Origin of the sequence: Halalkalibacterium halodurans, from assembly GCF_005671335.1 — a bacterium.
Lineage (GTDB): Bacteria > Bacillota > Bacilli > Bacillales > Bacillaceae_D > Halalkalibacterium > Halalkalibacterium halodurans.
This window is the reverse complement of sequence record NZ_CP040441.1, coordinates 4,046,604-4,061,272: the sequence shown is the minus strand read 5'-3', so window position 1 is coordinate 4,061,272 and position 14,669 is coordinate 4,046,604. Positions and strand designations below refer to the sequence as shown.

The window sequence follows — 14,669 nt, the reverse complement described above, 5'->3', positions numbered from 1 at the left end:
ATCATAAATCTGATTTTTCAGATTTTTGTAAGCGTTTCCTATCCCTTCGTTATAAGCTTTATTCGATTATGGGAAAAATCTCCTTATCAAAGTGTTTGTCAGATAATCTAACAAACCCATTGCGAGGCACTTTCTGTTCCTATACAGTAATGATAACAATTAAAGATGTCACATTACATTACAAGAAAAGGAAGTGTGTATGAAGATGACGACCGTTTCAGTGCCGACGCGTGAGAGTTTGATCGAGGAAATTAAAGAGACAATCAAAACGAAAAACGTTGAACTTCTACACCTACAGTTCGTAGATATTGAAGGAATTTTAAAGCATGTAACTGTTACTGCGGAACAAATCGATAGCGTGGTTGATGGAAAAATTATGTTCGATGGTTCATCCATTACTGGTTTCACACCGATCAACCAGTCAGATTTATACTTGCAGCCTGACCTAACAACATTTGCTGTATTGCCTTGGACGGAAGAAGAGGGCTATTCAGAAGGGCGTTTTCTCTGTAGCGTAAAAAAGCCAGATGGGTCTGACTTTGAAGGAGATCCGCGTAACATCTTAAAGAAAACGGTAGAACGTGCAAAAGAAAAAGGGTATTCCATCAGTGTTGGACCCGAATTAGAATTCTTCCTTTTTGAAACAGATGAGTATGGACTTCCTACAAAGCAGACACAAGACATCGGTGGATACTTCGAACCATCTCCAAAAGATAACGGTGAAAAAGTTCGCCTTGAAATTTATCGTACGTTAAAGGCCATGGGCTTTACCATTGAGGCGTCTCACCACGAGGTAGCTGAGGGCCAGCATGAGATCAACTTTAAATATGCTGATGCTTTAGGATCTGCTGATGCAGCGACAACGTATAAATGGGTCGTTAAAACCGTTGCGAAGCAATTCGGGCTTCACGCAACATTTATGCCGAAGCCACTTGGTGGTGCAAACGGTAGCGGAATGCATACAAACATCTCATTGTTTGATGATGAGAAGCAAGAAAATGCATTCTATGATGAAAGTGACAAACTAGGACTCTCAAAAACAGCTTATCAATTTATTGCTGGTTTAATTGAAAATGTAAAAGATTTCGTTGCGGTAACGAACCCGCTTGTAAACTCTTATAAGCGCCTTGTGCCAGGATATGAAGCACCTTGCTACATCGCATGGTCTGCTTCCAACCGTTCGGCACTAATCCGTATTCCAGCAACACGCGGAGCTGGAACACGTGTGGAAATCCGTTGCCCAGACCCAGCTGCTAACCCTTATTTAGCATTCGCTGTTGTCGCTTCTGCTGGTTTGGACGGAGTGGAACAAGAGCTTACAGCACCAGCTTCTGTTGATGCTGATATCTTCCACATGAGCGCAGAGGAAATTGCTGAGCGCGGAATTGAAAACTTACCTACAAGCCTTGAAGAAGCAATTAATCGCTTTGAAGAAGGGGAAATTGGTAAGAAAACATTCGGTGAGCACGCTTTCGGCGAGTATGTAGCGTTGAAACGTGGAGAGTGGGATGAATTCCGTACAACGGTTCACGATTGGGAAGTAGCAGCTTACCAAGGTAAATTCTAATCATTGGAATGAAGCACTTGCCGTCTCTTTAACAGAGGCGACAGGTGCTTTTTTAATGGCTCTACAATAAATGTTGGGGTTTTTGCACAAAAGAGGGCAAAAAAAATGCACGCAGGCTCCTTTATCCATTATCCTTGAATTGTCGAGAAACAAAGAAAGGATAGGAGCTGCGTGTACGATGAATTTTACCATGGATTTGCCCGGATTAAAAGGTGTGAAGGTCACAAAGATGGAGGAACGAGAGGGCTTTATCGCGCTCCATGTAGAAATGCCGCGAACGCCTCATCGTTGCCCATCCTGCGGGGAGAGAACCGAGAGAATCCATGATTACCGCATCCAAAAAGTTCAACATCTCAAGCTCTTTGAACGGTGGGTGTATCTATTCTATCGAAAGCGCCGGTACGCGTGCAGATGCGGGAAGCGGTTTGCGGAGAAAGCCTGTTTTGTAGAGCGATATCAGCGTCAGACAGTGGAATGGAATCAAGCGTTTCGCTTACGGCTCATTCAAGGGAAGAACTTTACGGACACAGCGAATCAATTCCAAACGTCCGTGACAACTGCCATGCGCCGGTTTGATCAATTGGCGGCCCCCCTCGTGAAGAAGGTGGATCACCTTCCTCCTCGGATTGCGATTGATGATTACAAAGGGGATACGAAAGCGGGGAAATATCAAGTGATCATTGCGGATGCAGATACACGGAAGCCACTGGATATCTTACCGGATCGTAAAGCCGATACGCTTAAACGATATCTTCAAGAGAAGGGTCATCATGTAAAAACAGTCGTGATGGATCTAAGTTATACCTTCAAGTCGGCTGTTCAAAAGGCCTTAGGCCACCCGCTCATCATTGGGGATCCGTTCCATTTCTGTCGTTACATCTACTGGGCTCTGGAAGGGGTTCGCCGCCGAGTGCAAAAAGCGTTCCATCCGTATCATCGAAAACGATGTAAACGGATCAAACATCTGTTTCAGAAAGAGAGAGAAAGACTGGATGATAAGCAAAAGAAGAAGGTGGAGCGGTACTTAGAGCTATCCCCTGATTTAAGGGAAGCGTATGAGCTAAAAGAACATTTTCGTCGGTGGTATCAAGAAGCGAAGATGCAAGGAAGGGAAGGACGAATGAGCGAGGTGAAGCAAGGGCTCTACGCCTTTTACCGAAGAGTGGAGGCGAGCCCGTTAAAGGAGTTCCACCGAGCCATTCAGACGCTGAAGAACTGGCAGACCGAGATCTTGAATAGCTTCGCGTTTGGCTTAAACAATGGTTTTATTGAAGGACTGAATAATCAAACGAAGGTGATTAAGAGAAACGCCTTTGGCTTTCGGCGTTATGATCGCCTACGAAACCGTATTCTATTACATCATCAATTCAAACATCAGACATTCGGGGTAGGATAAGAGGGGCTCGCCCTCCTATGCCACCCCAACATTTGACTAAGAACCTTTTTAATAGTAGAATGAAAATCTAACTTCGGGATCGCTACCTCATGCACTTGCTTTTGCTAAGGCTTCTTTTTTCAATCGACCAGCGGTTCGCGAACGTGAGATGGTGAAGATAATCAAGCCAGTCCAGATGAGCAAGAAGGAGACGAACTGTACACGGCTAAAGGGTTCTTGAAAGAGAAAAACTCCGAGCATGAGCATGATCGTTGGGGCTAAGTATTGCAAAAAACCAATTAGCGAAAAAGAGATTCGCTTGGCTCCCGTTGCGAACAGTAGCAAAGGTAACGCTGTTGCGGCTCCAGATGCGATGATCAGCCACGCAGTAGACAAATGGTTCAGGCTAAAGGCACTTGCTCCTCCTGAGAGCGGAATGTAGAGAAGGAACAGCAAAGCGAATGGAGTCATGATCAATGTTTCAATTGTTAAACTAGCCCATGCGCTAAGGGAAACGACTTTTTTTATCAGGCCATACACGCCAAAGGAAATGGCTAGGGCGAAGGCGACCCAAGGGAAGGACCCATAATGAAGCGTGATGTTCAATACACCAGCAGCCGCTAAAAGGAAAGAAGCTACTTCCCATTTCGATAAGCTCTCCCGTAAAAAAACAATCGCTAGCAAGACGTTAATTAACGGGTTAATATAATAGCCGAGACTGGCTTCGATGACCTTGTCACTTGAGACCGCATAAATAAAAATAAACCAGTTCATGCTGATGAGAATGGCAGCCATCGTTATGCCAAAGGCTGTCTTTTTATTTGCTAAGGTATCCAAGATTTCTCTCATCACTTGGCGATTTTTCTTCATGACAGCTAACAAAATGACCATGAACCCAAGAGACCAAACGATACGATGGGCGAGCATTTCACTTGCTGGCACTTCATCCACCAGCTTCCAATAAAGGGGTAAAAATCCCCAGATAAGATAGGCGCTAATGGCCGCGATGACACCGGTTTTTTGTTGATTTTTCATGGCTGTTCCCCTCATCTTCTGAAAATTCAATAACAATGGATAGATCTAGTTTAGAGATTTATCGGGCGTATTTCAATTATTTTGTTTCGAGTGGCGAATGACTTTCGTTTGATGGATAAAGGCAGAGGATGGTGGGACGGTATGACATCGGTTAGAATCTGTCCAGTGGTTTTTCATTCATTCCTCACTGTGAGGGACAGGTCGAATTATGCTAAAGTGTATCTATAAAGCTCAAAAACTGTCAGGGAGGAAAACATGAGAACTCATCGATGGACGCTTTGGCTCCTATTGATCTTATTTTTCATCGCGTTGCCACAGGTAACGTATGTGACCGAAGCGAAGCAGCAGACAGAGGTCGCTGACCAAGAGCAGGAACTTCAGGTAGACCGGACGCTACTCTCGCTTACGGAGGAACGAGAGGTGAAGGTTTCATTTTCGATACCTGATCATCTCGAGTTGGATGATTTTGTTTGGGCGTTTGGTGGCAAGGCATTAGAAGATTGGAAGAGTTGGGATGGGGAATCAAGAGATTTTTCTGGAGACTCTTTTATTACGTTTACGAAAGAACCTACGATCGATCGGAAAACAAACGATGTGCATGCCACGCTCCATTTCAGTTTGCCGTTCGGAACCGATGATTTGTCGCCACGAACGATCCGCGTTCGTTATCCTGAATTAATGGGTGAGTATGATCTTGCTGTGACACATCCTTCGTCGGGATTTTCGCTTTCCCAAAGCATGTCACTCAAAGTATATGACGAGTTTCTCACCTATGAGGAGATCAAACCGGCCATCGATGAAGTACTTCAAGATGCACCGGAGGATCGCTATTTGGAGTATCAGTCTCTCGGGAAGTCTGTGGAAGGAAGGGATCTTCATTTTGTCGTTCTTGCCAAGGATGAAGAGGCTGTTCATCGCTATTTGAATGAGACGCTTCCTACAGCGCTCGAACAACCGGAACGTTTACTAGAAACATTAGAGGATGGGACACTTGAAGACTATCAAGTACCGATCTGGTTTAATAACATACATCCTGATGAAGTAGAAGGAATTGACGCTCAGATGGAGGTTTTTCGAACGTTAGCGTTGGAGGATCAAGTCACGTTTCATACCGAGGATGAAGATGGTCACAGAAAAGAGGTCACTTTTGATGTGGAGGACGCGTTAAACCATGTTATTTTCCTGTTTCATTTTACCCATAATCCTGATGGACGGGTGGCTAACACGAGGGAAAATGCAAATGGTTTTGATCTAAATCGTGACAATGCCTACCAGACGCAGCCCGAAACGATTCAAGTCAATGAACATATCGGAAAATGGACGCCGCTGTCATTCATTGACCTACACGGGTATTGTGGAAGGATTCCTTATTGAGCCAGCGACACCCCCTCATAATCCGAACTTTGAATACGATTTGCTCGTGGATTCAATGATCGGTCAAGCGCATGCAATGGGCAGGGCAGGAATTGGAAGCTCTACGCTAGATTCCTATTTCATTCCCCTGCTCGATTGGGAGAATGGCTGGGATGATATGAGCCCAGCGTATACGGCCATGTTCGCTATGCTTCACGGTGCGATCGCTCATACAGTGGAGGTGCCAACGTTAAGTCAAAATTCTTACCGTGCCATGGTCGGTTTAAGTTATGGTGCCATCGACTATGTTCTAACAAATAAAGATGCCCTCTTTCAACATCAGCTCGAGCTTTTTGCCCGAGGGGTCCGCGGTGAGGATCATCGAAGTGTGGATGAGTGGTTTGTTAATCAAGAGGGTGACGTGATTGGACGTCAACGGGGTGCACATGATTCATTCTTTCCTGATTATTATGTATTGCCAATCGGAGCTGCTCAAAAAAACGAGTTGGAAGCGAAGCGAATGGTTGAGTATTTTCTTCGAAATGGCATTCAAGTAGAGCAAACAACCAGTCCAGTTGCAGTCAATGGTGTGACGTATGAGCAAGGAACGTACGTTATACCGATGGCGCAAGCAAAGCGGGGATTTGTTAACGCGATGCTCTACTCTGGAGCGGATCTTTCGGACTGGACCGCCATGTATGATTCGGTGGTTGTAAACTTCCCAGCATTACGGGGATTTGATGTGGTTGAGGTAAGGCAAAAAGATGCTTTTAAAGGTGAAGCGGAGCCTGTCCAAGAGGTAGAATGGACTTCACTAGCTGTACATGGGAAAAACAGCTATTACGTTGTCGCCAATTCTAACAACGAAGCCATCCAACTCGTGAATCAATTGCTAAAGGCGGGTAAACCTGTCTATGTCGCAGCAAAATCGCATAGAACAGTTCAAGAGGGTGACTTTATCGTTAGGTCAAGAGAGTTACAAGCTCATATCGAAGATTTCTACGTAGATGCGACTCCGCTACACAACAAGTCCTCTGTACACGTGAAGCGCCTTTCACAGCCGAAAGTAGCGGTCGTCGGCTCTGCACAAACTAGGTACGTAATCGAACAGCTCGGGTTTCCTATCGTCTCTACAGATGAGGCGGATGTGATCGTAGATGATCTGGGGAACTTTAATCGCAAAGAAGCGAGTGGAAAAATGTATGTAGGGATTGGGGGCCGCTCCTTGCAAGCGATTGAAGAAGCGAACGTCCTGAAAGGTTTTGCTACAGGGAGCACGGCATTGAATCATGAAGGACTACTGGAAGCAGTCATGGAAAAAAATCGTTACACAGCGGGCTATGAAAAGGAAGAAGCTTTATATGTCACAACAGGTTCGTGGATCGCTGAGCTTCCCGATAAGGCTACAATCTTAGCGACTGTGGCTGATCGCGATGACTTTTTGATCTCTGGATGGTGGCCAGAGCATGAAAAAGCGCGAGGACAAGTGATTGCAGCTTCCATTGAGATGAACGAAACTGATTACGTTTTGTTTGCGAATGATTTGACGTTTCGAGCCCATCCGCAGCACAGTTATCGGCTGTTAGCTAATAGCCTGTTTGCAGCAAAGGAGAGCTGTACGGCACCGTTGCTTCGCATGCGTCCCTTTGAGGTGACACAGTCTGACACGAAAGGAGAAAAACAACTCGGAGGATGTTCAACAAAGCCGAAGAAGCTGAAGCCGCTCGTTCCGGTTAGTGATTAATAAGTACGCCCTACTTTCTGTTTGGAAGTGGGCGTTTTTTTACTTTATAGAAGAAAAAGCATAAGTCGGCAGAGGCTCGGCAATCACCGGTACTTTACCTATGAGAATAACAGGGGACTTGGTATAATAAAGAAAAGCACTGCTGCTGAGTCAGCAGTTTTTTCATGGGGAGTGTAGTTAATGGATTGTCCTTTTGAAGCTGTTATTTTTGATATGGATGGGGTAATTGCGGATACCGTCGGATTGCACTATGAAGCCAATCAACATATTGCAAAAAAATTGAGCGTTACGTTCTCAGAAGAAATGAATCAATCGCTTCAAGGGCTAAGCCGTGAGAAAACCGTTCGTGCCATTTGTGATTTGACAGGTGAGGAGGTCAGCGACGAGCAGGTGAAACAGCTGTCAGAGTTGCGAAATGAACAGTATCAGCGCTTAATAGCCGAGTTAACACCAGCCGACGCTCTCCCAGGCATTTACTCATTCATTCGTGAATTGAAAGAAAAAAAAGTTTCAATCGCACTTGCGTCGGCAAGTACGAACGCCCCTCGAGTATTAAGTAGGTTGCAATTGATCGATGCGTTCGATGTGATCGTCGATGTTCAAAAGGTAAGGAGAGGGAAGCCTGACCCGGAGATCTTTTTAACGGCAGCCCAATTACTAGGTGTGTCATCCAATCGTTGTGTCGCAATTGAAGACGGGGAAGCAGGCCTAACCGGTATTTTGCAAACCGAAATGTTCGCTGTAGGAGTAGGAACCCATTTAGCAATGAAAAAAGCCCACTGGCAAGTAGCATCAACTGAGGAGTTATCCTTAAAAAGTCTTATAAATGCTGTTAGGATGAAGAGAAAAAAGGATTTTTGATATTGGACGATTGTCCTATTCTTCTGCAAATGCTATAATAATAGCAGCTCTATGAAATGGATCAAAATGAAAACGATGCCATGTTTCAGGGTGCTAACATATAATAGCGTTCAAGGCTGGGAGAAGAGGTGTCAATCATGAAAAGTATTCGTGGCAAGGTCCTGCTCGGTTTTTCGATCGTTGTCCTCCTTTTCATCGTGTATTCTGCATATAGTTATTTTAATATTCAAAAAACAACTCAAAATATTGAACGGGTTACAGAGGAGCGATTCCCTTTAGTCGTAGTCAAAGGAGAATTGGTATCTAATGTTCAGGAAAGGTTATCTTTGGCGCAAGGTTACTTGCTAACAGGGAATCAAAACTATGCTCGTACATTTGAAGAATTGACTGAAGCAAGTCAAGAGATCGAAGAGCAGTTAGCCACTCTTTCTGAGGATCCCGTACTAGATGAATATTTGAAAATAAACGAAAACTGGTCGGCACTTATTGTAGATGAGGTCTTCCCTTCTTATGTAGATGGAGAAATTAGCCAGGCAAGTCGGATCATGAGCTCCCAAGGAACGCCAATGGCCATGTCGTTAATTACATATTTGCAAGATACAGCGAGTCAAGAGCGAGAGACGATGGGGAGTCAATTAAAGGAAGCCCAAAATTTAGGGCTCGAGTTACAGCGTTCAGTGATTGTCGCCACCCTTGTGACAATGCTTGGAAGCGTGATGGTCGCCCTCATGATTGCTAGAATTATCACCAAACCGATCCATTCCCTTTTAGGCCAAGTAAGTCAAATTGCCAAAGGGGATTTATCTGGTGAGGATATTAATGTGAAAAGCAAAGATGAGATTGGCCAATTGGCAAAAGCATTTGATGAGATGAAAAGTCATTTACGATCTCTCATCGGTAAAACGAAAGAAATGTCCGATCAAGTAACGGCAACCGCTCAAGAACTGTCAGCGAGCTCGCAAGAATCCGTGACCGTAACGAATCAAGTGGCGACTACAATTCAGGATGTATCGGAGCAATCGATGGATACGGTTGATCGGGCGAAAGCAAGCGTGATCGCTGCAAAAGAAATGAGCGCAGGTGTCGAGCGGATAACGTTCGCCACGGCTGACGTTAGTATAAAAGCCGATGAGGCCGCCTCCCATGCGGAAGATGGTGAGCGATCGATTGAACGAGCGATAGAGCAAATGGATACGGCCCAGCACTCGGTTCAACAGTCGGCAACCTTTATTAAACAACTAGGGGAACGCTCATCAGAGATCGGCTCCATTCTAGAATTAATTCACTCCATTGCTGAGCAAACAAACCTTCTTGCATTAAATGCAGCAATCGAAGCGGCCCGTGCTGGTGAGCATGGAAAGGGATTTGCAGTTGTCGCCGACGAAGTAAGGAAGCTTGCGGAAGAGTCGGGACGGTCGGCTAACCAAATTAGCAAAATGTTAGCCACGATTCAGCAAGATACGGAGAAAGCGATTCAAGAAATGGACAAAGGCCAAGTTGAAGTGGAAAAAGGAACAAAAGTTGTTGGCGACGCTGGAGCTACCTTTGCAAAAATTACTGCGTCCATTGCTGCGGTGAATGAGCAAATGCTGGACGTTTCCACAGCAACACAACAAATTGCTCGAAACACAATCGAGTTAAGCGACTCGATTCAAAACATGGAGCAAGCCTCGATGCAAAATGCCGATCACTCGCAAACTGTTGCGGCAAGTACAGAGGAACAGTTGTCTTCCATGGAGGAAATCGCCTATTCGGCCGAACAACTTAGCAACCTAGCAGCTGGTCTTCAAGAAGAAATCAATCGATTCAAATTGTAGGAGATAACCCCCTTTCGGTGCAGAACGGCCAAAGGGGGTTTTATCATGAATTATCTATTAACAAAAATTATCATTTTACAGTAAATTAGGATCATTTTACACCATATGAAAGGGTTTGCTCATCGGTCTATGGAATTTCTCGTATATACATATGCGAGATTAATAGGAGGGTTATGACGATGAGAAAACAGATACTTGTTGCTGCAATGTCAGCAGTTATCGTGGCGGGGAGTGTGTTTATTCCAGGGGCGGCTTCTCCATTTTCAACGGCTAAAACTGTGATGGCAGCTGAAAAGAATCATGCGCCATTTGATCAAAAGATCGTGAAACGGTTTAATGCTGACAACGCCTATGACCATATTTATCATTTGAGTGAAACGATCGGACCAAGGGTAGCCGGTAGTCAAGAAGAAAAGGAAGGGGCTGCTTATTTACAAGCCGAGTTTTCGCAGCTCGGATATGATGTAGATGTCCAAACCTTCTCCATTCCGGATCGCCTCTTCGGCTCATTAACGGTGAACGGGGAAGACATTCCAATCCGCCCATCTACGGGTTCTTCACCAACGCCTGAAGGTGGACTCACAGCTCCACTTTATGATGCGGGACTAGGATATCCAGAAGACTTCACTGAGGAGGCAGAGGGGAAGGTGGCCCTCATTTCTCGTGGTGGGTTTACGTTTGCTGAAAAAGCTCAAAATGCGGTAGACGCAGGGGCGGTCGCTGTCATTATCTACAACAATGTGGAGAGCTTAGTCCCTCTCACCCCAAGCTTAGGCGGGTCGACAATTTCTGTTCCTGTCGTTGGTACGAGCAAGGAAAGTGGCGCCTATTTGTTAGAGCAAGAGGAAGTAACGTTAGAGCTTCAAGCGCTGACCAATCAGACCTCACAGAATGTCATCGCCGTGAGAAAGCCACACAAAAAGATCAAAAATCCTGAAATCGTGTACGTCACTGCACATTATGACAGTGTGCCTTTAGCACCTGGGGCAAACGATAATGCGTCAGGAACAGGTGTGATGCTTGAACTAGCACGTGTGTTAAAAAGCTATCCCCTCGATAAGGAGCTACGCTTTATCGGATTTGGCGCAGAGGAAATTGGTCTAGTCGGTGCCCGCTATTATGTCGCTCAGCTGTCTAGTGATGAGATTGAGCGTAGTGTTGCTAACTTTAACATGGATATGGTCGGGACAAGCTGGGAGCCTGCTTCTAAGCTTTTTGTCAACGTAACAGACGGCTCACCGAACATTGTGTGGCAAATAAGCTCAAAAGTGGCAGAACGACTAGGGCATGAACCTCTTTTATTAAATCAAGGCGGGTCATCTGACCATGTCGCCTTCCATGAAGTGGGGATCGAATCGGCTAATTTCATCCGTCGTGAACCTGGGACAGGTGCTCTTGAGCCTTGGTATCATACACCGTTTGATACAGTTGAAAACATCAGTGTGGAGCGGCTTCAAGAAGCTGGTGAAATCGTTGGTGCCTCTGTGTATGAGCTCGTGCGTAAAGAGACAAACCGAAAAAATAAGCAAAACAAAGCACAATCCATTCAACCGACAGACATTTACTCCTCCTTACAGTAACCATGAACCGTTTGCATAAGTCCCCTCTCCCTTTCCCCCTCTTTTAATAAATCGTCCTTGGCGCTCTGTCTGTGCCAAGGCTTTTCTTTTTTGTCTACCGAAACACGGGGCGATTTCCCAAGTTCGCTCTACAACCAGTCATGATCGGCTCACAAGTTCATCGTGATTCCTTCATCCCTCCAGTTGCTACGTTTTTTTATTCTGTTGGACATTCTTTTTGGCTCTTCGACAAAACCTTTCTTTTTTCTCCCTCTTTCGATTAGATCAAAAGTCCCTTTTTGTCTTTTTGACGTTTTTTAATTGACAAACAAATAAGATGTAACTATACTTTTAAAAGTAAACTTATTAAACACAAAACGATAAAAAGTAGTTTAAAAGGAATAGGAGGAAATTTTTAATGTCTAAGGTATTATTTGTAAAAGGTAATCCTCGCTCTGTTGATGAGTCTGTAAGTGTGAAAATGTATCAAACGTTTGTTGACACATACAAAGAAGCGAATCCTAATGACGAAGTGATCGAGCTTGATATTTATAACGAACAGCTTCCATACTTGGATTCTACGATGTTAGCCGGGATCTTTAAGGCAGGCCAGCAGTTGGAGTTAACAGCTGAGGAAGAAGAGGCGCGCAAAGTCGCGGATCGCTATTTAACGCAGTTTGTAGAGGCAGACAAAGTAGTATTCGCCTTCCCGTTATGGAACTTTACGATTCCTGCCGCTCTTCATACGTACATGGACTACCTTGCCCGTGCGGGAGTCACGTTCAATTATACAGCAGAAGGCCCAGTTGGCCTCATGGGTGATAAAAAGGTAGCCTTGCTAAATGCACGTGGCGGTTACTATTCAGAAGGACCTGCTGCACAACTTGAAATGTCTTTAAATTACATGAAAACAATGGTAGGGTTCTTTGGCGTTCAAGATCCAGTCACTGTTGTGATCGAAGGCCATAATGCGGTTCCTGATCAAGCGGAAGAAATTATCAACAAAGGGCTAGAAGAAGTGAAAAAAGTAGCACAAAGCTTCTAAACGTTTTTAAAAGACGAAATAGGTCTAAACATAAAAAACAGGTGACCATTCTTTTTGATGGTTACCTGTTTTTGTGTTTGATTAATATGAGTTTGATAGCATGTTCTCTGCACATGAAAAATAAAACTTCAAGAGTATCTTGTGATGGAAAAAATCTCAAATCGTTAAAGATAGAGCTTGGTCGTAACGAAAGGAGATCTTACCAATGAGTGACAACAGTAAGAAACTACATCGTGTTCATCCTAAAGTATAGCCGGGAGATTGTTTGTGGTTAGCTCCGAAGAGAGATTGGAGCTTTTGAAAATGTTATTAACTTATATCCACCATAACCAATTACTCCACCTGCTGTATTTAGCAATATATCGTCTATATTAGGTATACCTACCCCAAAAAGAAATTGTAAGAATTCAATTATTATTGACGCAGCCATTACTATTAAGCCAACTAGATAAGATGATGTACGATAGTTTGTGTAAAGGCGTTGAATCAAAAAAAGAGGTAGGGTACCCTCTAGTTAACCGCTAAACCAACTGAGAGGAGAGGCCCTACCTATGAGTACTAGTATAGGACAAAGTACATTTGAAAATCAATTAGATTCTATGGTTCGTGAATTTGTAAAAGAGAAGCTCGAAACCATCATGAAAGAAGAAATGGAAAGTTTCTTTACGCATGAACATCCAGAATGAAAAAACCAAAAGAATGGCTTTTACACTCGCCAGTTGGATACAAGATATGGCCGACTGGAGAATCTACGCGTTCCACGAGATCGCCAAAATGCCTTTCAAACCGAGCTATTTTCTCCATACCAACGTCGAGAAGAGTGGCTAGGAGAAGCCATCATCACCATGTATCAAAAAGGGGTTAGCACACGTGAGATCGGTCACTTTATTGAAAAGATTCTGGGTCACTCATACTCAGCATCAACGATCAGTCAAGTGACAGATGTTGTGACAGAAGATATCACTCAGTGGCAACAGCGGCCCCTAAAAAAGCGTTATTCCGTGCTCTATCTAGATGGGACCTACCTCAAGCTACGCCGAGAGGATGTGGCGAATGAAGTGGTGTACCTTGTCGTTGGCGTAACAGAAGAAGGCTACCGAGAAATCCTAGGTTTTTATGTAGGGGGTCAAGAAAGTGCGAATGGATGGCGAAACATTCTTCTCGATCTCTATAGCCGCGGCTTAGAAGAAGTCCTCCTTGGTGTATTTGATGGCTTAGCTGGGCTAGAAGAAGCGATGAAGGCCGTCTATCCAAAGGCAGATGTCCAGCGGTGTGTGGTTCATAAGGTGCGAAATGCCTTACACGCTGTTCGGAAGAAAGATCAACCAGCCGTTGCCCAGGACTTCAAGCCGATTTATCAAGCCAATACGTATGAGGAAGCGAAAAACCGCTTTAAGGAGTTTAAAGAAAATTGGCAAAAGCGTTATCCAAAAGTGGTGGCTACTTGGGAGAAGGACTTAGATGTCCTTTTGACGTTCTTGTCGTATCCTTCTACGATCAGGCCCATGATCTACACGACGAATATTATCGAACGAACAATGAAAGAAATAAAGAAACGTACGAAAACGATGAACAGCTTACCCAATGAGAAAGCGGCGGAGAAGATCGTGTATCTCCAAGCGATTGACTATAACGAACGCTGGGCGACACGTAGGCTTCGTGGTTTTGGTGAGGCCTACGAAGCTTTACAAGAAATGTTCAAGCAACGCTACTCCGGGCCATAATCAAGGAGCGACGAGCAGCTTATGACTGTCCCTCTGCAGAGGGACAGTCATAAGCTAGAAACCCTATTCGAGGAGTACCCTAAGACCGTTACACAAACTTATTGACAGTACCTTCATTATGCGTAATATAATAAAGATATTAATATTAATATTAATTTGCATAGGGAAAGTCCTTTTATATAGTGAATAGGATTAGGCGACAACTCAGCCAACCCCACTTAAAAAGAGACAAACTATGGACACGTTACACCAATATGTTTTGGTTAATAAGAATTTAAAATCATCAATGGAAGACGTAAAAGTAAGATCTACTTAACTTACTTATAATTGATTCATGTAAGTTTCTCCTCGTATTCTTTTTGTAAAGGAAAGAAAATCTTCCATTAAATACTACCACTTAATGGTTAAATATGTAAACAAAAAATCATCAGCATTCATAAAATTTACAGTATAATCAAATGTAGTATATAAAGTTCAAAGCGGTTGTCCCACCTCAGATTTTTCTTTATTTATTTCTGAAACATTCTCTTTATACGTTCTGGTACTAAAATCCCTTAAAATTTGTTACCCTTAAGAAGAGAATGTTTAG

10 protein-coding genes and 1 pseudogene are annotated in these 14,669 nt (G+C 44.0%); 9 read left to right on the top strand and 2 right to left on the bottom strand.

Features of this window, described 5'->3' with window-relative positions; all coding sequences use genetic code 11:
• The first annotated feature begins 205 nt into the window (after positions 1–205).
• Together glnA and FED51_RS19750 are read left to right on the top strand one after the other, a co-directional pair.
• A complete protein-coding gene (gene glnA / locus FED51_RS19755; RefSeq protein ID WP_134230049.1) occupies positions 206–1,567 on the top strand; it encodes a type I glutamate--ammonia ligase in 1,362 nt (453 codons plus the stop codon).
• Between the two features lie 178 nt (positions 1,568–1,745).
• Entirely contained in the window at positions 1,746–2,963 is a 1,218-nt protein-coding gene (locus tag FED51_RS19750; protein ID WP_138090972.1) for an ISL3-like element IS651 family transposase, read from the top strand.
• A gap of 87 nt (positions 2,964–3,050) precedes the next feature.
• On the opposite strand, the gene rarD is transcribed toward FED51_RS19750, so the two are convergent.
• On the bottom strand, positions 3,051–3,977 hold the full coding sequence (rarD, locus tag FED51_RS19745) for an EamA family transporter RarD (RefSeq protein WP_053430022.1): 927 nt from the start codon (positions 3,975–3,977) through the stop codon (positions 3,051–3,053).
• A 255-nt stretch (positions 3,978–4,232) separates the two neighbouring features.
• On the opposite strand from rarD, the gene FED51_RS19740 reads away from it, so the two are divergent.
• The 6 genes from FED51_RS19740 (at position 4,233) to FED51_RS19715 (ending at position 12,356) form a co-directional block, all read left to right on the top strand.
• Positions 4,233–5,351, top strand: a complete 1,119-nt coding sequence (locus FED51_RS19740; RefSeq protein WP_138090969.1) for a M14 family zinc carboxypeptidase — start codon at positions 4,233–4,235, stop codon at positions 5,349–5,351.
• Positions 5,278–7,074, top strand: a complete 1,797-nt coding sequence (locus FED51_RS19735; RefSeq protein WP_138090966.1) for a M14 family metallopeptidase — start codon at positions 5,278–5,280, stop codon at positions 7,072–7,074. The genes FED51_RS19740 and FED51_RS19735 overlap by 74 nt, the downstream gene beginning before the upstream one ends.
• 180 nt (positions 7,075–7,254) lie before the next feature.
• Positions 7,255–7,935 carry a beta-phosphoglucomutase gene (pgmB, locus tag FED51_RS19730; protein ID WP_134230412.1) on the top strand — a complete coding sequence of 227 codons (681 nt, stop codon included), beginning with the start codon at positions 7,255–7,257 and terminating at the stop codon, positions 7,933–7,935.
• 137 nt (positions 7,936–8,072) lie between these two features.
• Positions 8,073–9,752: a methyl-accepting chemotaxis protein gene (locus FED51_RS19725; protein WP_053430020.1), complete on the top strand. Its 1,680-nt coding sequence runs from the start codon at positions 8,073–8,075 to the stop codon at positions 9,750–9,752.
• A gap of 179 nt (positions 9,753–9,931) precedes the next feature.
• A complete protein-coding gene (locus FED51_RS19720; RefSeq protein WP_010899986.1) occupies positions 9,932–11,332 on the top strand; it encodes a M28 family peptidase in 1,401 nt (466 codons plus the stop codon).
• 397 nt (positions 11,333–11,729) lie between these two features.
• The gene (locus FED51_RS19715; RefSeq protein ID WP_010899985.1) at positions 11,730–12,356 is read left to right on the top strand and encodes an FMN-dependent NADH-azoreductase; all 627 of its coding nucleotides are present in this window, start codon (positions 11,730–11,732) and stop codon (positions 12,354–12,356) included.
• Between the two features lie 271 nt (positions 12,357–12,627).
• On the opposite strand, the gene FED51_RS21785 is transcribed toward FED51_RS19715, so the two are convergent.
• Positions 12,628–12,846 carry a VanZ family protein gene (locus FED51_RS21785; protein WP_083445429.1) on the bottom strand — a complete coding sequence of 73 codons (219 nt, stop codon included), beginning with the start codon at positions 12,844–12,846 and terminating at the stop codon, positions 12,628–12,630.
• Between the two features lie 61 nt (positions 12,847–12,907).
• On the opposite strand from FED51_RS21785, the pseudogene FED51_RS19705 reads away from it, so the two are divergent.
• Positions 12,908–14,080 (top strand): annotated as a pseudogene (locus tag FED51_RS19705) (IS256-like element IS654 family transposase).
• The last annotated feature ends 589 nt before the right edge of the window (positions 14,081–14,669 follow it).

What these genes read in the sequence shown, in the direction of transcription:
- FED51_RS19725 (WP_053430020.1), top strand. Translation starts at nt 8,073, where the DNA reads ATGAAAAGTATTCGTGGCAAGGTCCTGCTCGGTTTTTCGATCGTTGTC.
- FED51_RS19720 (WP_010899986.1), top strand. Translation starts at nt 9,932, where the DNA reads ATGAGAAAACAGATACTTGTTGCTGCAATGTCAGCAGTTATCGTGGCG.
- FED51_RS19735 (WP_138090966.1), top strand. Translation starts at nt 5,278, where the DNA reads ATGAACATATCGGAAAATGGACGCCGCTGTCATTCATTGACCTACACG.
- FED51_RS19740 (WP_138090969.1), top strand. Translation starts at nt 4,233, where the DNA reads ATGAGAACTCATCGATGGACGCTTTGGCTCCTATTGATCTTATTTTTC.
- FED51_RS19750 (WP_138090972.1), top strand. Translation starts at nt 1,746, where the DNA reads ATGAATTTTACCATGGATTTGCCCGGATTAAAAGGTGTGAAGGTCACA.
- glnA (WP_134230049.1), top strand. Translation starts at nt 206, where the DNA reads ATGACGACCGTTTCAGTGCCGACGCGTGAGAGTTTGATCGAGGAAATT.
- rarD (WP_053430022.1), bottom strand. Translation starts at nt 3,977, where the DNA reads ATGAAAAATCAACAAAAAACCGGTGTCATCGCGGCCATTAGCGCCTAT.
- FED51_RS19715 (WP_010899985.1), top strand. Translation starts at nt 11,730, where the DNA reads ATGTCTAAGGTATTATTTGTAAAAGGTAATCCTCGCTCTGTTGATGAG.
- pgmB (WP_134230412.1), top strand. Translation starts at nt 7,255, where the DNA reads ATGGATTGTCCTTTTGAAGCTGTTATTTTTGATATGGATGGGGTAATT.